At 32.6% G+C, this 17988-nt stretch carries 15 protein-coding genes; 5 read left to right on the plus strand and 10 right to left on the minus strand.

Translation table 11 applies throughout. The features are described from left to right. Positions 1–13: 13 nt before the first annotated feature. Positions 14–1462, minus strand: a complete 1449-nt coding sequence (locus B9T36_RS16685) for an aldehyde dehydrogenase family protein (protein ID WP_086210575.1) — start codon at positions 1460–1462, stop codon at positions 14–16. Positions 1463–1630: 168 nt separating this feature from the next. On the opposite strand from B9T36_RS16685, the gene B9T36_RS16690 reads away from it, so the two are divergent. Next, positions 1631–2530 carry a LysR family transcriptional regulator gene (locus tag B9T36_RS16690; protein WP_086210576.1) on the plus strand — a complete coding sequence of 300 codons (900 nt, stop codon included), beginning with the start codon at positions 1631–1633 and terminating at the stop codon, positions 2528–2530. Between the two features lie 175 nt (positions 2531–2705). Here B9T36_RS16690 and B9T36_RS16695 read toward each other — a convergent pair whose 3' ends face one another. Both B9T36_RS16695 and B9T36_RS16700 read right to left on the minus strand, forming a co-directional pair. After that, complete coding sequence (locus tag B9T36_RS16695) at positions 2706–3914, minus strand: type II toxin-antitoxin system HipA family toxin (RefSeq protein WP_086210577.1); 1209 nt, start codon at positions 3912–3914, stop codon at positions 2706–2708. Further along, positions 3911–4171 carry a helix-turn-helix domain-containing protein gene (locus tag B9T36_RS16700; RefSeq protein WP_086210578.1) on the minus strand — a complete coding sequence of 87 codons (261 nt, stop codon included), beginning with the start codon at positions 4169–4171 and terminating at the stop codon, positions 3911–3913. The genes B9T36_RS16695 and B9T36_RS16700 overlap by 4 nt, the downstream gene beginning before the upstream one ends. 410 nt (positions 4172–4581) lie before the next feature. On the opposite strand from B9T36_RS16700, the gene B9T36_RS16705 reads away from it, so the two are divergent. Continuing rightward, positions 4582–5595 (plus strand): SIR2 family protein, encoded by a 1014-nt coding sequence (locus B9T36_RS16705; protein ID WP_086210579.1) that lies wholly within the window; start codon positions 4582–4584, stop codon positions 5593–5595. A 9-nt stretch (positions 5596–5604) separates the two neighbouring features. Beyond that, positions 5605–7332: an ATP-binding protein gene (locus B9T36_RS16710; protein ID WP_086210580.1), complete on the plus strand. Its 1728-nt coding sequence runs from the start codon at positions 5605–5607 to the stop codon at positions 7330–7332. Positions 7333–7398: 66 nt separating this feature from the next. Here B9T36_RS16710 and B9T36_RS16715 read toward each other — a convergent pair whose 3' ends face one another. Further along, on the minus strand, positions 7399–7731 hold the full coding sequence (locus B9T36_RS16715; RefSeq protein ID WP_086210657.1) for a hypothetical protein: 333 nt from the start codon (positions 7729–7731) through the stop codon (positions 7399–7401). Positions 7732–7924: 193 nt separating this feature from the next. Between B9T36_RS16715 and B9T36_RS16720 the strand changes: the two genes are divergently transcribed. Beyond that, the gene (locus B9T36_RS16720) at positions 7925–10915 is read left to right on the plus strand and encodes a DEAD/DEAH box helicase (protein WP_086210581.1); all 2991 of its coding nucleotides are present in this window, start codon (positions 7925–7927) and stop codon (positions 10913–10915) included. Positions 10916–11041: 126 nt separating this feature from the next. On the opposite strand, the gene B9T36_RS16725 is transcribed toward B9T36_RS16720, so the two are convergent. Genes B9T36_RS16725 through B9T36_RS16740 form a run of 4 tightly spaced genes read right to left on the minus strand, consistent with a single transcriptional unit; the run spans position 11042 to position 15749 of the window. Continuing rightward, on the minus strand, positions 11042–12277 hold the full coding sequence (locus tag B9T36_RS16725; RefSeq protein ID WP_086210582.1) for a hypothetical protein: 1236 nt from the start codon (positions 12275–12277) through the stop codon (positions 11042–11044). Beyond that, a complete protein-coding gene (locus tag B9T36_RS16730; protein WP_171264500.1) occupies positions 12261–13250 on the minus strand; it encodes a TniB family NTP-binding protein in 990 nt (329 codons plus the stop codon). Before B9T36_RS16730 ends, B9T36_RS16725 begins: the two co-directional genes overlap by 17 nt. Before the next feature lie 4 nt (positions 13251–13254). Next, positions 13255–15147, minus strand: a complete 1893-nt coding sequence (locus B9T36_RS16735) for a Mu transposase C-terminal domain-containing protein (RefSeq protein ID WP_086210584.1) — start codon at positions 15145–15147, stop codon at positions 13255–13257. Continuing rightward, positions 15144–15749, minus strand: a complete 606-nt coding sequence (locus B9T36_RS16740) for a TnsA endonuclease N-terminal domain-containing protein (RefSeq protein ID WP_086210585.1) — start codon at positions 15747–15749, stop codon at positions 15144–15146. The genes B9T36_RS16735 and B9T36_RS16740 overlap by 4 nt, the downstream gene beginning before the upstream one ends. 749 nt (positions 15750–16498) lie before the next feature. On the opposite strand from B9T36_RS16740, the gene B9T36_RS16745 reads away from it, so the two are divergent. After that, the gene (locus tag B9T36_RS16745; protein WP_228147024.1) at positions 16499–16756 is read left to right on the plus strand and encodes a hypothetical protein; all 258 of its coding nucleotides are present in this window, start codon (positions 16499–16501) and stop codon (positions 16754–16756) included. A 279-nt stretch (positions 16757–17035) separates the two neighbouring features. Here B9T36_RS16745 and B9T36_RS16750 read toward each other — a convergent pair whose 3' ends face one another. Next, complete coding sequence (locus tag B9T36_RS16750) at positions 17036–17389, minus strand: hypothetical protein (RefSeq protein ID WP_308463953.1); 354 nt, start codon at positions 17387–17389, stop codon at positions 17036–17038. 288 nt (positions 17390–17677) lie between these two features. Next, a complete protein-coding gene (locus tag B9T36_RS16755) occupies positions 17678–17947 on the minus strand; it encodes a pirin family protein (protein WP_228147025.1) in 270 nt (89 codons plus the stop codon). Positions 17948–17988 lie beyond the last annotated feature (41 nt).

Below are 17988 nucleotides of genomic sequence, written 5' to 3' on the forward strand. Positions count from 1 at the left end.
ATATAATAAAATATTAGTTAATCAATCGAATTGAATGTGGCTCTAGATAAGATTTCAATGTCTCGTTAATATCTAATTCACGTCCAATACCACTTTGCTTGATACCACCGAATGGCATACCAAGTTGTAGCGAATCGAAACTATGACTATTAATAAATGTGCTGCCTGCCTCAATCTTCTGAGCAATTTCATAGGCACGTTCAATGTTGTCAGACCAAACTGAAGAACATAAACCTTGCTCATTATCATTGGCATATGCAATCGCTTGTTCAACTGAATCATAACCAATCAATGGGATAATCGGTCCGAATTGTTCTTGTTGAACAATTTCTAAGGAGTTATCGAGAGTTTTCACAACATGCGGTAAAACGTAGTATCCCTTATCCCATTGTTCTGGATTCAGTTTTTGCCCTAATTCACGTACTTCACATTGATCTGATGCTTTTGCATTTTCAATAAATTTCTGCACGATTGACCACTGTTTTTTATTGTTAAGTGGCCCAAAATTTGCGTCAGCATCTAAGCCATGCCCAACTTTGTATTTATCCACTTCTTCACATACAAGATCAAAATAATGATCAAGTTTATCTTTGGGTACATACACACGTTTTACCGCAAAACAGATTTGTCCGCTACGGGTAAATACACCTTTTAATAATTTTGGAAGAATCGCTTTAAAATCCGAGTCATCTAAAATAATAGCAGCGTCATTTCCACCTAATTCAAGTGTGACATCTTTAATCGATTGTGCTGCACTAGCCATAACGGCTGCACCTGTTGCAGTACCACCCGTAAATGCAACTTTACGTATAAGAGGATGGCTGGTCATAAGATTGCCTACATCTGCATCACCATGCACAACATTGATCACACCTTTAGGGAAGATTGCTGCAATTTTTGCTAACAATTGCGTTAATGCTAATGCCGCAAAAGGAGAGGGCTTTAACACTACGGTATTACCCGCCAATAAGAGTGGTCCAAGTTTCATCATGGTCAACACAATAGGCATGTTCCAAGGAACAATCGCTGAGATAACGCCTTTAGGCTTTTTGTGAATACGAATCCAACCGTTTTCTTCTGATATTTCTTTTGGAACCAAGAAGTCGTCTGGAGCTTGAGCATACATACTCATAACACCTGATCCTAAGTAAAAATCAGTTTCTGCTTCCCACAGCATACCGCCATGTTCAGAAACTAGTAGTTCCTTTAAATTATCTTTTTCTTGAAAAATGAGCTCAGATGCTTTTTTTAACAGTTCTTGTCTTTCAGCAATTGGTGTGTCTTTCCATGTTTGAAAAGCTTTATGAGCCGCTTCAATTGCTTTATTGACATCATCGAGGCTGGTATTGCTAATCGTTCCGATTTGCTGGGTGGAATTTCCCGGATCATACACAGGTTGAATCTGGTCGGAAGGGGGTAAGAACTCTCCGTTTATAAAACCAGTTATTTGAACTTGTGACATATGTGTTTCTCCTTGAAAGCACTCAGATCCATTCTGTAGTGTATCGATAGATTTAATATCTAGAAATTCAAAAATATGTATCTGATATTTTGAATTTAGATAATAATAGTCACAATAATGGAGATAAAGTAAGCTTTTTTGAGAGCTTATATTTCATGGAGTGAAAGTATGAGTGCCTACGATAAAGTAAGTGATTTAGAATTTTTTTTAAAAATTGTTGAAGCAGGCTCATTAACTCGCGCTGCAATACTGATGGAAAGCTCTTTACCGTCTATGAGTCGTCGTTTGTCTCAGTTGGAGCTACGCTTAGGGGTGAAACTAATTGATCGTAATGCGAGACGCTTCAAATTGACAGACAAGGGAGAATTTTTTTTAGAAAATACCCGACAAATTGTTTCGTTGATTGAGAAGATGGAAAACAATTTACAAGCTGAACAAGAGTTTTTGACAGGTCGTCTAAGAATCGCCTGTTTGAATCAGTTTGGAAAACAATATTTAGCTGGCTGGATTGCAGAGTTTAATCAACTCTATCCCCATTTAAAGATTGAATTACTCCTGTCCGATTCTAAAGTAGATTTAATGGAACAAGAACTTGATTTTTCGTTCCAAATTGAAGTTCCGCTAGAGCTTGATTATTGTGCAATACCTTTAATCGAAGGTAAAAAAATATATTGTGCTTCTCCTGAATACCTAGATAGATTTGGCATCCCCCTTAATCCTTATGATTTAAGAGACCACCGTTGTCTATGCCTCATCAGAAATCGTCATACTTTTAATGATTGGCCATTTTGGGATAATGGGAAAAATTTGAATATTAAAGCCACCCCATACTTATCGAGTGATAGTAGTGAAGTAGTTCATAATTGGGTATTAAATGGTCTCGGGATTGCTTATAAATTAAACTGGGATATCCAAAAAGATATTGCTTCTGGTGCAATTATTGAATGCTTGGAGACATTCAATCCGCTACATAAAAATTTATATCTGGTGTATCTAGCAAATAATCAATCACAACTTAAATATATTCATTTTATTGATTTTATTGAAAGTAAATTTAAAAAAACATAAGATATTGATGCTTTTAGAAAAGCATTAAAAAATGGTAACCGAGGTACTTATGAGTAATAAAGATATCCAGAAAAATTCACAATTGAAGCAGGACACAGAAAGGTCATAGCGTTAGCCCTATAGCCTATATGAATGACATATTTAATTAACTATTCAAATTTCTTCTTTTATCATGTCAATAACTTTTGGTACTAGGATATGGTGCCATAATGTTTGCGATTGAACGTTCTATAGATGTCCGTAATCCATCGAATAATTGAACCTCATTAGATGTTTGAAGATAGTCCAATATATTTTCGCTAAAGGATTCTATGATTGCTTTGGGATTTCTGATTCTAAATTGGTCACTTTCAGCTAATTTGATGAGATGTGTAAGATCTGGAAATGCTTTACTACTAGCCAGTTTGAGGGCCATTTTATTATCAATTGATTTATAAATGAGTGTATGCGTAATATCAAAAGGTGGTGAAACAAAAATGTTCTTCATATCTGGGGAATATTGCAAAGCAAAGTTTTTAAGATGTGCATCGCCATTGCCGATTAAACAGTTGAATACAACGTATTTATAAATTTTTTCAACTTCAGCTGCGCTACGAGTATATAGATAGGTCGCTTTCAGAAGTGTTTCATAGCTACCTGCATATTTCGCATTTGGGTCATTTGACTTTTTCATGAGCGTCGTAAAGTCTTCATAGCCTAGTTTTGTACCATCGCTGGATTTATCAAACCGCTCTACCACATATGTTTCTAAATTTTCAGACAAATAAGTCTTTGGTGTCTCAAGTCCACAATGCGATGCAGCCTGCATACAGACAAATTCATTGACTGTGAGTAATGGAAACTCAGAATCAAACGACTTTACAATCAAATCCCTCTGTTGAACTGTTATATCCGTTTGAACAGTAGTAATAGCATTTGGAATGCTTACCTTGGGTTGCATACCAGCCAATGATGTCCTGAGATAGTATTTTTCTAATAGTTGTGGGAAAAGAGATTCTTTACTACGGTAGGATAGAATTTCACTTAAGCTCAAGGACTCAGCTTCGGGCAAATTTAACTCACTTTTGTATGAGAGCATTCCGATGCCTTGATCACCTTGCAGTGCCAATAAATACATATCATTGACCTTGGCATATCTTGAAAGCTTTTCAGCGATTAATCTACGATTAAACCCTTCAGGTAGGTTTTGAGCAAATATTGGGTGAATTGAGTCTGACGAATAACCATCCATGCCTCTTTGAGTCATAGTAAGTGATATATGTTGTTTTTCTTGTGTTGGCTGATAGTGGTGCACTGAACCATATGTCAATATGCCTAATTCAGCTTGATTAGCACACACTGTGATATTGGTGATTTTGGCAGGAAGGTTGGTTTGTGTATTCATTCGTCATCTTCAGCAAACATATTTTCAATCTCATCCCAATGGGGTAGTGAATGTCGCTGTGGAGATACATCAAATTGTAAACCAACTGCATCAAGCACATGCTCAAATATGTCAAAAGAACCCATAAATCGCCCATTCTCGATCTCTGATATGGTGGTTTTATTGACAGTAGTTTTTTCTGAAAGTGTCTTTTGTGTATAGCCTAGCGCTTTTCTTGCTAAACGTATCTCTTGACCTATTTCTCTTCTAGAAGCCATATGAGTTAATTGTTCCTAAAATATGTTAGCTATATAGATAATATGAAACCATTTATACTCAATGTTAGCCATATAGCAAATTTTTTTATTAATATTTTCTTGAGATATATCTTTAGAAAAGCTTAAGAGTACTGAAAACTTAGATTCACACTTTAACGCCACTCATTGTATCTATAGTTTCGATAAAAACTCCCCCCTTAATTTGATTGGCTCAAAGGCTTTACTTTTAACTGAAGAATACCTAATAGATTTAAAATTTAGTGATGACTTCTTTTTGATTAAATTGAATTTATTGCTGACATAAGTTTTTATTTCACTTATTATTTTTAGATAAAGAATTCGTAAGATGTGTACTGAGATAGGATAACAACCTAGTCTCGTACAGGTAAAGTATAAGAAGAGATCATATCGTGTCTAATGTTAATTATGAAAAACAAGCACAAGATTATTACGGGAAGGCTCCCATTATAATTCTGGGCAGCGGAGCCTCTGCTGCACATGGGATGTCAGGCATGTGGGCGCTTGCGAAACATTTGATTGAAAAAACTGATGTTTCGGAATTATCTGAAGAGGAGTTAGAGTGTTGGGGGATTTTCTGCCAAAAACTTACAGATGGTGTAGATCTTGAGACTGCACTCCATCAGGTAAACGTATCGAAAGAGCTGACGAACAGGATCATTAACTCTACTTGGTCACTTATCAATTTTGAAGATTGTAATGTTTTTGATAATGCACTTCAAAATACTGAAATGTTTCCATTAAGCCGCCTTCTTGAACACATGTTTGGGACAAGCAACAAAACCATAAACATTATCACAACAAATTATGACCGCTTAGCAGAGTATGCCTGTGAACAAAGAAAAATTCATCATTATACTGGCTTCACACATGGATTTTTCCGTCAATTAGCCACTCCTAATGAGTTGACCTGCGCACGTAGAGTAAATATTTGGAAAGTACATGGTTCTCTAGATTGGTTTCAATCGCCATTTGAAGATACTATTGCAATTTCTGGTATACAGAAAATACCTAATAAATACACTCCACAAATCGTGACCCCTGGAACTCAAAAATATCAGAAAACTCATTTTGAACCTTTTCGCTCCATTATTAATAGCGCTGATATTGCTATTAATCAAGCTGGTTCATATTTATGCATTGGATATGGATTTAATGATGAGCATATTCAGCCTAAACTCATGGCTAAATGTCATAGACAGAGAGCACCAGTCACCATAATTACATATTCGCTTTCTGATTCAGTTAGAAAACTTATCTTTGATGGAAGAGCACAAAATTACTTAGCAATAGAAAGAGGAGAAACAGATAACCAGTCTGTAGTCTATTCTTCACTAGGTGAAGCACCAATTATAGTAGAAAAGAACATCTGGAGTCTCGAAGGTTACCTGTCACTCATCATGTAGAGAAGCAATATGCCAATATTCAACTTTAGGGATGAAAATGCCCTTGGAAAGGTCGCATCTGTCGACACAACAAATGTTATTGTGGAAGTGAATAATATCACTCATCTAAAACGACTACAGGTAAACCATCTAGCAGTACTTCAGAGCAGTCGACCTGGGCAACATCTCATTGGCCTCATTACACAAGTAACTAGAAAGCGAGGGGTTGAAGATCTCACCAATGATGGAATTAATGATCAAAATTCTGAATTGAATCTTTGTCGTATCAGTTTAATTGGAACCATGCTAGATCGAGATGGAGCAAACGAAAATGTCTTTCGAAGAACACTAGAAAGTGTTCCTGAAATAGATGCGAATTGTTTCTCTCTTGAAGGAGAAAATCTCACTGGATTTATGCGCACACTTTCCAGTGTTTCAGCTGATGGAAATGCTTTGACACTCGGGAAATATACCTTGGACGAGAATGCGGTAGCGTATCTGAACGGGAATAAGTTCTTTCAACGTCATGCCTTCATTGGAGGAAGCACAGGTTCTGGGAAATCATGGACAACCGCAAAAATTATTGAGCAGATGTCTAGGCTTTCAACTGCAAATGCTATTGTTTTTGATCTTCATGGAGAATATGCACCATTGACAGAGCCAAGCATTCAGCATTTTAAAGTTGCTGGACCAGCTGATGTTGAAGCTAAGCGCACTATTTCTGACAATGTGCTTTATCTTCCTTATTGGTTACTTTCTTATGAGGCATTGGTCTCCATGTTCGTGGATCGTAGTGATCAGAATGCACCTAATCAAGCGATGATTATGGCTCGTGAGATTAATCATGCAAAAAGAAAGTACCTTGAAGATAGTAGTCAACAGGATTTATTAAAACATTTTACTGTTGATAGTCCTGTTCCATTTGATCTCCATTTTCTTATGGAGCGATTAAATTCGATAAACGTTGAAATGATTCCTGGTGCTAGAGGTGAAAAACAAGGTGATTTCTTTGGGAAGCTTGCTCGCATGATTTCCAGACTTGAAAACAAGATTTCTGATAGACGCCTCGGGTTTATATTCAGTGGTGGAGGGGATATTCTTGATTTTGATTGGCTTGAAAAATTTGTTAGTTCAGTACTTGGTAGTACAGATGAAAATGGTAAGGCCGGTATCAAGATCATTAACTTTTCCGAAGTTCCTTCAGATGTGCTCCCTTTGATAGTATCCCTTGTGGCACGAGTCACATTTTCCGTACAGCAGTGGACTCCATCTGAACTTCGCCATCCAATTGCACTTCTCTGTGATGAAGCACATTTATATATGCCCCAGCGCAATATGGCAGACTCTGCCGATGATATTTCATTGGATATATTCGAGCGTATTGCAAAAGAAGGTCGTAAATATGGTGTTAGCTTAATTGTAATCAGCCAACGGCCATCTGAAGTTAATAAAACACTACTAAGCCAATGTAGCAACTTTGTGTCTATGCGATTGACCAATGCAGAGGATCAAAGTGTTATCAAACGACTTCTTCCTGATAGCCTTGGTGGTTTTAGCGATATTCTTCCTACCCTAGATACTGGTGAAGCTTTGGTAGTTGGTGATGCAAGTTTATTGCCGAGCCGTATCAGAATCGATGAGCCGAAGAATAAGCCGAATAGTGGTACTGTTAATTTTTGGGATGAATGGCAAAAACCTGTTAAAGAAAAACGTTTATTTGCTGCTATAGATAACTGGCGGAAACAAAATATTCAATAATTCTAAAAGTCATTGGGGTATAGCCCCAATGACTTAATTATTTCTATTTTTTAGAGGGAATTCACTTTATTTCAAAATCTCTAGAAACGTTAACACTGCAATTAAGCCTTCAGAATCTTTTATCTGCTCAGCAGGAATACCGCCTGTTCCTTTATTAAAGTTTTTCATAAAATGTTGAATCAGCCTAATATCGTTACCATTTAAAGCATGTAAGGATTTGAAGATTCGGATGAGTATTAACGCCCTCTGACCAGATTCAGATATTGGATCTATTTCCGAATTACAACTTAATCTAAGATCAACCCCAAGAACAGTTACAAGGTCATCTTGACTAACTTCTAGAAAATCAGCAGCTTTTAATACGGCTTTTACTAGAACCTCATTTCCGTTCATGCTCATAAAAAATACTACTCTAAAAGTTGTATATAAATTATTATTAAAACTCATTATAACGAGTATATTTGAACTGTGCCAAGTATCCTATACAGTAAACGGAACTCAATTATAAGTAGCCATATGCGCCACATATAGTCAAAAATATTAAAAATCTACTTAACTAAATAAAAATAGAATTTTTCTACAATGAGGTTATATGAAACAAGCTAACGAATTAAAAGTAGGAAAGAGTACGATAACTAAGCTGTCACTCAATGATCATGAACACTCGCCCGATTCAGTTTTAAAATCATGGTTAAAGTCTAATTTCTTTTTTATTGAAGAAAATCAAACTTTAGGAGGCAGGGGACTTAGGCCACCACAATTAGGTGGAATATTTGCAGCTCTGGGCTATGAAAAATCTGATGAGAAAAATGCAGCGACAATTGTTATGCCAACTGGCACAGGTAAAACTGAAACGATTCTATCAATTGTAGTTGCTGGGAAGTTTAAAAAAACTTTAGTTATTGTTCCGTCAGATGCTCTACGAGAGCAGACAAAAACTAAGTTTGTTGAACTTGGCTTATTGAGAGACTTAGGTCTAGTTACGAATGATATGCTTAATCCTGTAGTTTCAACCATCAAACATGGGATTACTAATACAGAAGAATTATCCAAAATATTAAAAGCTAATGTTCTAATAGCATCTGCGGCCTCATTATCAAAATTTTCAAAGGAGTTTTTTGATAAGCTTACTAGTGAATGTACACATTTAATAGTTGACGAAGCTCATCATGTAGCAGCTTCTACTTGGGCAAGGATTAAATCACAATTTAGAGATAAATCTGTCTTTCAATTTACAGCCACTCCATTCCGAAGTGATGGTTCAAGGGTGGAAGGAAAAATAATCTTCAATTATCCTTTGAAACGGGCACAAGAGGAAGGATATTTCAAGCCTATCGTATTTCATCCTGTGCGAGAGTTTGTTGAAGAAAAGTCAGATGAGGCGATAGCTAAGCAAGCTATATTGTTATTAAGAGAAGATTTAGAAAATGGCTTAGATCACATAGTTATGGCTAGAGCTTCATCTATGAAGCGGGCTAAAGATATTTTTAATATATATTCGAAAGAAAAAGACCTTAACCCTGTATTGATAGATAGTAAAACTAAGAAGAAAGCAGAAGTTCTTAAAGCAATTAGAAATAGAGAACATAAGATCATCGTATGTGTAAATATGCTTGGAGAGGGATTCGATCTTCCTCAGCTGAAAATTTCAGCCATTCATGATCCCCATAAAAGTATAAATGTAATGCTCCAATTTACGGGTAGGTTTACAAGAACGACTAAGAATGTTGGTGATGCCAAGTTTATTGCAAACATCGCCAACCCTAATGTCAATGAAAGTTTGGAAGAACTTTATAAAGAAGATTCAGATTGGAATACAGTAATTAGCAGTATTAGCTCTAGAAAAATTAAAAATGAAAAAGAATATCAAGCATTTCGAGAGGAATTTTCTGAACCTAGTAAATTATTAGATTTGGGATTAACTCCGAGTATAAGTACTACTATTTATAAAATGAAGTTTGCTAAATGGAAGCCAGAAAAGTTTAGTGAGTTTGGGAATAAACAGTTTCAGATCGTAGATTCAATAATTAATGACGAACAGGATACATTGGTTTTTTCTGTTAAGTCTTATTTGCCTGTAGGCTGGACTAGTTCTAAAGAGCTTTTCGATGAATCATGGGATTTATATATTGCTTTCTATGATAAGGATACAGATTTACTTTTTATCCATTCTTCTTCGAAAGATGGATTGGTCAAGAGATTAATACAACTAATTGCTGAAGATGCTATTCAGGTTAAGGGTGAATATATATTTAGAGCGTTGGCAAATTTAAAAAGATTAAAGCTTCAAAACGTTGGTCTTAATAAAAATAAGAAGGGGCTGCGTTATTCTATGCATACAGGGACAGAAATTAATGATCAAATTCCTGACATAGAGGCAAATAGAGCAACTAAATCGAATATTTTTGGTAAAGGGTATGAAAATGGTCAGCTTGTAAGTATTGGCTGTTCATATAAAGGTAAAATTTGGGCAATGGATAGTGATTCTTTAGACCAATGGGTAGCATGGTGCAAAGGAGTGGGTACTAAAATACTAGACGATACTATTAATACAAATGATGTTATGAAAACAGCCATGCAAACTGAAGAGTTGGAGGAGTTCCCAAATATTCAGGTGCTTGCTGTTGAATGGCCAATAGAGATTCTTCGAAAAAATGAATCGAAAATAACCGTTAAAGCAACTAAATGGGAAGAGTCACTAATAAATTGTGATCTAATTTTTAGTGATGAACAGAATCTAGATATGAAAGAGCTTCAGATCTGTCTAAGAACACAATATGGACTTAGTAAAATCACCATGAAGATTAAAGGTCGTGGAGAAGTAGTCTTCCATTCAGAAGATAACCTAGACATCAAGATAGGTGAGCAATCATATTCAATTGCTGAGTTCTTTGAGGAAAACTCTCCGACGCTCTTTTTGAGAGATACTTCAATAATCGATGGTGGTTTTAGATTTTACCCCAATGATAATTACGCTTATAAGTATGACATTAATAATACAGAAGACTGGGATTGGCAGGGTGTTGATATATCCGTTGAATCACAAACAACAAGTAAGTTAAAGCATTCAATTCAATACTCTACGATTAAAAAAGTTATGAATGACTATGATCTTATTTTTGATGATGATGGCGCAGGTGAAGTTGCTGATATCGTCGCAATAAAAAACATTGATGATAATAAACTAGTCATAGACTTATTCCATTGTAAATATTGCTCTAAAAAAGATGGTGTAGCTAAACCAGGTGCTAGAATCGATGATGTATACCAAGTTGTAGGGCAAGCAGAAAAAAGTGTTAAGTGGTTTGCAGATAAAGAAAGATTAATTTTGCGTTTAATGGAAAGAGAGCGAGATCGTTTGAGCCAAGGTAAAGCTTCTAGAATCGATAAAGGTAAGTTCGAGGACTTAATCAACTTAGCAAAAATTGCAAGGTATGCTGACTTTCAACTAGGTGTCGCAATTGTTCAACCCGCAATTTCCAAAGCTAAAATGTCAGATGATCAATTGACTGTGATTGGTGCTACTGCTGCATATATTAATGAAATTAGTGGTTTAAAATTAAGAGTGATTATTAATAAATAGCTAACGTTAATTAAAGATTTACGCAACCTGAATGAATAATTGATCATGTAACAGGAAATAACCCTCAAAAATATAAGAGAAAATAATTTAAAATTTAATCAATATAATTGACCTATTGTGATTTTATTACGAAAAATAGTTCAAATCATTAATCTTTATTTTTATGCTTTTAAATACCTCGAAACTATTAAAATTATAAAGAATAATTATCCCAAATTTTAAATTTTTTATAACTTTTACTTTATCAAAAACTGATAAATCATCAAAATAAATAAAATCTGAAATCAGGTCCTTTTCAGTTGAAAACACACTAATATCAACACATAAATCAAAAATACTCTTAATATCTACATAAGCCCCATCGTAACACTTTAAAATATTTTCACAGCAAAGCAGATTAATAAACCACTCCTGTAAAATAAGTATGTTTGCACAATTTTTATAACTTAAAAAACAGTATTTTCCTGAATCAACTTTTTTTAAAAATCCTTTAAGGTTAATAAAATAATATGAATCTAATTTTTTAACTAATTTAGTATTTATTTCAACACCAAATCCATGTATTGTATACTTTCTCAAAACTTCATTTAAATTATTATAAAATACAATATTTTCAAGATTGCAAATAATATCTTCGATTTCAATTAAAAAAAATATATAATCAGCTACAAAATTAGATACTTGTCTAGAATAGACTCTATCTATAAATAAATATTTTCTTAAATAAGATTCAAAACAATTATTTTTATTAATAAGAAGATCATAAGATTGATTGAAGCAACTAGAAAAATACCTTGTTGAGTATGATAAACTATTTGGAGAATAATACTTAAATTTAAAAAAATTATGGAAAATTTTAAAAATATCTGAAATATTATTACTTGTATTTAATCTAAAAATATTTCCAGAAAAGATGTTTTCATGACATTTTTTACAAAAAAAATTATTCAATATATTAAATGAATATAAAGAACCACAAAATGAACATCTACAACTTATTGGCAATTTATGATGGCAACAAACATAATCTTTAATGTACCAATCTTTTTTTATGTAATTTAACTCTTTAAAACACTCTAAACAAAGATATACATTTGCAGAAATGTAGTACTTTTTATCTGTTATACAAAGATTTTTAATTTCATTACAATTTAAACTCGTGTAAGTTGAAAATAATATTTTATCAAAATTACCTTTAACGATATCAATGAGACTAATTTTAGTTCCCAAAATGGTTTTACATATGATATCAATAGATGAGTAACCATTTTCAATGCGCAATCGTTCTAAGTAACTCAAAATATATTCATCATCTAAAGGGGCAGGACGTACTAAAAACTTAGTACTAGATAGGAGGGACATTATCTTTTCTCCTTGCAATAGATCTAAATGCCTTTTTTGTACTTAGTGTAGACCCTACCAATGCCCAAGACATGAATGTCTCATAACTCACACTAAAGGGATTTTGAAAATTAGGAAAAATAGACTCATTTCTAAAAATTGATTTATTGTAAATATATTCAAAATATTCACGTTTTATTAAATTGGAATCAATATTAATCGCATGTCTAAAAACCAATTTTATAAATTTCATTATATTAGCAACAGTACCATTTGCAGCAAAGAACAGAGGTAAATAAAATTCTTTATCCAAGAAGAAATTATCTTCGAATTCAAAATTCGACTTATCTTTGATTATAGATAAAAATTTTACAAACTCCGCATCACCATTTACTGTGGATACATTAAATGGATCAATAGAATGTGAATAGTAAAACCGGCGCCTCAGTTGAGAATTTCTTAATAAGATTTCTTCAGATTCTGGAAGACCCAGAAGTACAATAGGAGTTTTGGAATGATTAATAAGACTCTTTAACCAATTGGAAACATCATCAAATTTTCTATCGCTAGCATTATTAATTAAATGTTGGAATTCATCAATAATTATTAGCTTAACACGGCAATTATATAATAATTTGTATAATTTATTTGTCATACTAACTTTTGTACCTGATGCTGGATTGGGATCTCCTAAAGCATCTAACATTGTAGAAGCTATATCTTTAATTGATGCTTGAGATGGAATTTCGACAGAAAAAACAGGAACACATGTTCTATCAGCTAACTCTTCCCTAGGATGATTCTGAAGATAATGCTCTATTAAACAAGTTTTACCTACGCCGCTATGTCCTGTTATAAAAAGGCAATTAGGTTCGGAAGATACGCCAGATAAACAATATATTTTTTCAATTACGTTTAAGATTTCTTGTAATCGTGGATATACAATATAAATATTCTCAATTTCTCTCAATCTAATATCATTATTATGGGACATAAGATTAATCTCGACTAAAAATACTCCAGTTATCATTATCATCTATTTTTTCATCTAAGTCTTTTATCTTATCGTAATCAGATATTGGACTACCATCATTTCTTGTAAGCTCTGGATCATTATTAAATATGCTAGAAGACACATTCTTATAGTATAAAACTTTATCTTTTCGCTTAGCTTTTTTATTTTTATCACCTAAACTGAGCAAATATTCATTAATTCTATTAACAGCTGAATATATTTTATCTCTATCACTTTCATTTTTAGCATCTTTGCTGGAAATTTTTAAAATACATTCATGTTGGAAAACAGTTTTATTCCTTGTATATTCTTGATCAACGGCATTAACTTTAAAATATTTTTTCAAAAGATTTGAAAAAACGTAAATATAAGAAATGTCCTCCCAATTTCTTTTTAACTTAACTTTACAATTACCTAAAGTATTTCTTCTAATAAAATTTAAGTTCTCATCATTATAGTAAATATTATCTATAGAAATTCCTGATTTTGAAATTGAACGCTCTAAAGTTTTACCCATAATAATATTTATTTCATCATAGCTAAAAGGTAATGAAACAGGACTATCTTTTTGAGAATCTTTCCATAAAGTATAAGGTGTTCCTCTTTTCCGTTGATTGTAAGTATTGTGATATATATCAACAATATAAATATACAGCACTTGAATGAAATTATGATATGGAAGTGAATATTTTTTATTTTCACTTCTATGATAACTACCTGGCAAGTTATCTATCAATTTTTTATTTAAGGTACTAAAAAAATTTTCAATATATCTTTTATACCATGGATGATAGGGTGGTGCATATTGGATATTCATACCCAACTCAAGACATATACTTTTAAAGTCATTACTATGAAATTCTTTACCATTATCTACTATTAAGTTCTCCATAATTCCATACTGAAACCATCTTGACTTTAGTCCTTCAATATTTTTATGTATAACTTCTTTAGGGAGTATTGCAGATTTTATAGCTTGAATAACACAATTTGTATTTGGTTTACCAAATCCAATATATAAGCCCAGTATACTTAGAGAGAAATTATCTATAAGTAAAGTTAATATTGGCCGCCCTAAATTAACATCATCATAACTTACTTCTATATCTAAAAAAACATGATCTATTTCGACGTATTCTAGTATTCTACTAGACTTAATACCTTGCTTGTATGTTTTATATTGTTTAATAGCTTCAATGTTGCCATATCTACTTGAAACTACAGTTTTTTTATCAATAAGATTAACAAATTGACGTATTGTTTCATATGCTGGTTCTTTTAATTTTTTGTCTTCAGCTATATTTTTTTGCCATATTAAATTATTTATTAATCTATGTAACTGCCTTATTGTTACTCTTTGACTATTTAAATAGAAATCATTTACAGCATTTTTTATTATATTTTCAACTTCTTCACTTATTTTAGGTATTCTAATTTGTTTGGCTATTAAATAACTAAAATCTATCTTACTATCAATCACATATCTCTTATTCCAGTTGTATAAAGTTGCAACACAAGGTGGATTAGGATCACTAATTTCCTCAGATACTTTATTTATTATATTAATTAATTCATTAGTTCCACAATGCTCCACTTTTAAGAAGTATGTTAAATATCTAGCGATTCTAATAGCATTTTTTTGTTTTTTATCATCTAATGTATTTAAATCAATAGAATAAAATTCAGGGTTATAGGTGTAGGGTACTATAAAATTAGCTCTATATTCTTTATAGAACTCATCCTCAGTCATTCTATATAGTTTTTTATTATCTAATTTTTGTAAAGTAAAGCATAGCTCATTGATACTTATTAGCTCGTAAAGTACTCCTTTCCAAAGAAATTTATTTCCCGCTTTAATTTCTAATTTATTTTTCATAACTTAAGCCTCAGAGAGATTTTTAAGTCACCATTAATTTCACGATTTACATCAAAATTAATAAAATTATTATACATGGCTGCATATATATATTTAATATCAATTAAATTAGAAAGCTTTTCTAAGCTTGTATCAAAATTAAAATTAAATTTTTCCTCGAAAGACAATCCTGAATATTTATATAAAAATTTTATGTTTTCCAACCTTGGTTGCAATCTAATTTCATCTTCGTATAATATTTTGTAATTAATTTTTTCTATTTTGAAATACTCAGTTAATAATTTTAGTTTCTTGACAATTTTTGGATTTTCTAATGAGTTACTGAATTTAACCTCAAAATACTTAAAACTCTTATCAGTATATTCAACATAAAAATCAGGAGTATATTGAACTTTATTACCATCATAGTTTAAAAAAAAGGTTTTTGGTTGAGAAAAATACTTTTTAATATTTTTGTCGAATTCTAATAAATAGCAAAAATCTCTTTCAAGTTGAGATTCCCAAGCGATCTGTGCATTCATCTTTTTACTGGAAAAAAGTCCAATAACTTTGCTCAGACCATTTCTATTATTAATTCGTCTAGCAGGGTGATAGCTTTCCATAGAGAACCCCTCGATGTTCCTATATCACTACTTTACATGTTGAAACTGTAACTCTCATCAGTAGCAATGTATTCTAATAGTTAACTTGTATTCTAATAGTTATGTAGTCGTTATTCTAATTTAACTAGTCAAATTCTAAAAGTTAACTAGTCATTGCATGCGTTGCGTAGGCTACAGTCTTAGATATTCTATTTAACATAATATACATTATACGAACTAAGTGTAATAATAATTCTGTTGTCTATATAACATCATTACGTAGGTAAAAAATTATTAAAGTGTACTTTTATGTGTTGTTTAAAAAATATTGAGGTTAAATATTAGCTACGATATAGATATGCACTTGGTCAATGGTTCTATATGGTTCAGCCAAAGTGCTTAATTGTGGTAGCCGAAGTCCACTGATTTCTCTAGATCTTGATTTTTTTCAATAAAAAAGAAATTACACTTCAATCATGATTTAAAAACTGAAATCGGTCGTGTGTTCATGATCATTGAATGACAGCTTAGTGAGCTTACTCTTTTCAACTTTTAATACGTTGGCTTGTTCCATATATCCTCATTTTGTAGAAAATTCTTTTTTTGTTTAGTTAAGTAGATTTTTTACTATATATGTGTAAATTTAGCTACTTATAAGTGGATTATTAATTAATCACCATTTACTAGAGGATACTTGGCACAGTTCAAATATACTCTCTAAAATAAGTTTTAAAGGTAATTTATATACAACTTTTAGAGTATTAATTTTTATGAACTTGAACGAAAATGAAGTTTTATTAAAAGCTGTATTAAAAGTTACTGACTTACTTAATGTTAGTCAAGATGACCTTACAACCATCCTTGGAATTGATTTTAGATTAATTTGTAATTCAGAATTAGATCCAAAATCTGAATCTGGTAAGAGAGCTCTAATACTTATCAGAATCTTTAAATCTTTAGATGCTTTAAATGGTAACGATATTAGGCTGAATCAACATTTTATGAAAAACTTTAATTTAATAAAGTAACAGGCGGTATTCCTGCTGAGCAGATAAAAGATTCTGAGGGCTTAATTGCAGTATTAATGTTTCTAGAGATTTTGAAATAAAGTGAATTTGCTATAAAAAAAAGAAGTAATTAAGTCATTGGAGCCCTGCCCCAATGACTTTTAGAAGTATTGAATATTTTGCTTCCGCCAGTTATCTATAGCAGCAAAAACCAATAAAAAATCCGAAATTTAAGACAAACTTTTTATCAAAAATTTGACAGTTATGAAAATTTAAATTCATAACTCTCTCTTCTATTATTTAACCTTGCAATGTAGGCATGACAATTTCTTGCACAATTTGCCTCATTAATGTTGGATAAACGGTACATACGTCATTTGTTAGCCACGCAATGATGATACGTTTACGTCCTGTTGCTGTAACTGCTGCGGCAAAAATATCATCGTCCATTGCGTTGACGATGCCTAGACGCTTAATACACGCTTCGAACTCAACAGGTAAATTATCTTTCAGTTCATCCATCAAAGGTCCCTGAGCATATTTTTCCATACTTGAAGTAAGTACAGTCGGAATATTCAGAATTTTTGCTGTTTTAGCCAACATAACTGCATGGCGTTTCATCTCTTCAAGTGAAATCGAGTTAACCCAGCTCATTGTTCCAACTTGATGGTCAATCAATAACAATGCTGAATCTTCACTTGTAAATCGTTTGAGTTCCCTCATTTAATTTAATAATGGTTTAGCACTAAAAAAAAACGAGTTTTGCTCCTCGTTCGAGAGCTTTCAAAGTACTATACTGAGCTACTTCTTTTTCATTAAAAATAGGAACCTATAAATCATCAAGTTTAATGGTTTGATCATCTACCCTAACTTTGCCATAGACAGGTAAGAGAAAGCCTGAATGTTCAGGTGCTAAGTTCAAAACAAGTTCTGCGTTTGGTTCTAAAAACTAATGTCCAACATTGTGACTTCAGTGGGTGGAGTCAATGGCAGGCTAATAAAGATTAGTAGGGAATGTACGGTCTTTCCTGTTTCAGCAGGAACTTCTTCATGTACGATCCCTTTACCCGCGGTCGTCCAATGCAGACCACCTGATTTTATAAGATTTTGAGTCCCAATTGAGTCACGATTATTAATTCCTGTTTCTGAATCAAGGAATAAATATGAAACTGCTGAAAAGCCTTGATGGGGAGGAAAAGTCGGTCCACTCATCCAAGCATGATCAACACCAATAAATGGATTAGTTGCGTTGG

Source organism: Acinetobacter sp. ANC 4204 (assembly GCF_002135205.1).
In the GTDB taxonomy this organism is placed as follows: Bacteria; Pseudomonadota; Gammaproteobacteria; order Pseudomonadales; family Moraxellaceae; genus Acinetobacter.

Coding starts and splice junctions, on each gene's coding strand:
- B9T36_RS16750 (WP_308463953.1), bottom strand. CDS start 17,389: ATGAGCTGGGTTAACTCGATTTCACTTGAAGAGATGAAACGCCATGCA.
- B9T36_RS16715 (WP_086210657.1), bottom strand. CDS start 7,731: ATGAGCATGAACGGAAATGAGGTTCTAGTAAAAGCCGTATTAAAAGCT.
- B9T36_RS16710 (WP_086210580.1), top strand. CDS start 5,605: ATGCCAATATTCAACTTTAGGGATGAAAATGCCCTTGGAAAGGTCGCA.
- B9T36_RS16725 (WP_086210582.1), bottom strand. CDS start 12,277: ATGTCCCTCCTATCTAGTACTAAGTTTTTAGTACGTCCTGCCCCTTTA.
- B9T36_RS16700 (WP_086210578.1), bottom strand. CDS start 4,171: ATGGCTTCTAGAAGAGAAATAGGTCAAGAGATACGTTTAGCAAGAAAA.
- B9T36_RS16720 (WP_086210581.1), top strand. CDS start 7,925: ATGAAACAAGCTAACGAATTAAAAGTAGGAAAGAGTACGATAACTAAG.
- B9T36_RS16745 (WP_228147024.1), top strand. CDS start 16,499: ATGAACTTGAACGAAAATGAAGTTTTATTAAAAGCTGTATTAAAAGTT.
- B9T36_RS16685 (WP_086210575.1), bottom strand. CDS start 1,462: ATGTCACAAGTTCAAATAACTGGTTTTATAAACGGAGAGTTCTTACCC.
- B9T36_RS16730 (WP_171264500.1), bottom strand. CDS start 13,250: ATGTCCCATAATAATGATATTAGATTGAGAGAAATTGAGAATATTTAT.
- B9T36_RS16740 (WP_086210585.1), bottom strand. CDS start 15,749: ATGGAAAGCTATCACCCTGCTAGACGAATTAATAATAGAAATGGTCTG.
- B9T36_RS16735 (WP_086210584.1), bottom strand. CDS start 15,147: ATGAAAAATAAATTAGAAATTAAAGCGGGAAATAAATTTCTTTGGAAA.
- B9T36_RS16695 (WP_086210577.1), bottom strand. CDS start 3,914: ATGAATACACAAACCAACCTTCCTGCCAAAATCACCAATATCACAGTG.
- B9T36_RS16690 (WP_086210576.1), top strand. CDS start 1,631: ATGAGTGCCTACGATAAAGTAAGTGATTTAGAATTTTTTTTAAAAATT.
- B9T36_RS16755 (WP_228147025.1), bottom strand. CDS start 17,947: ATGAGTGGACCGACTTTTCCTCCCCATCAAGGCTTTTCAGCAGTTTCA.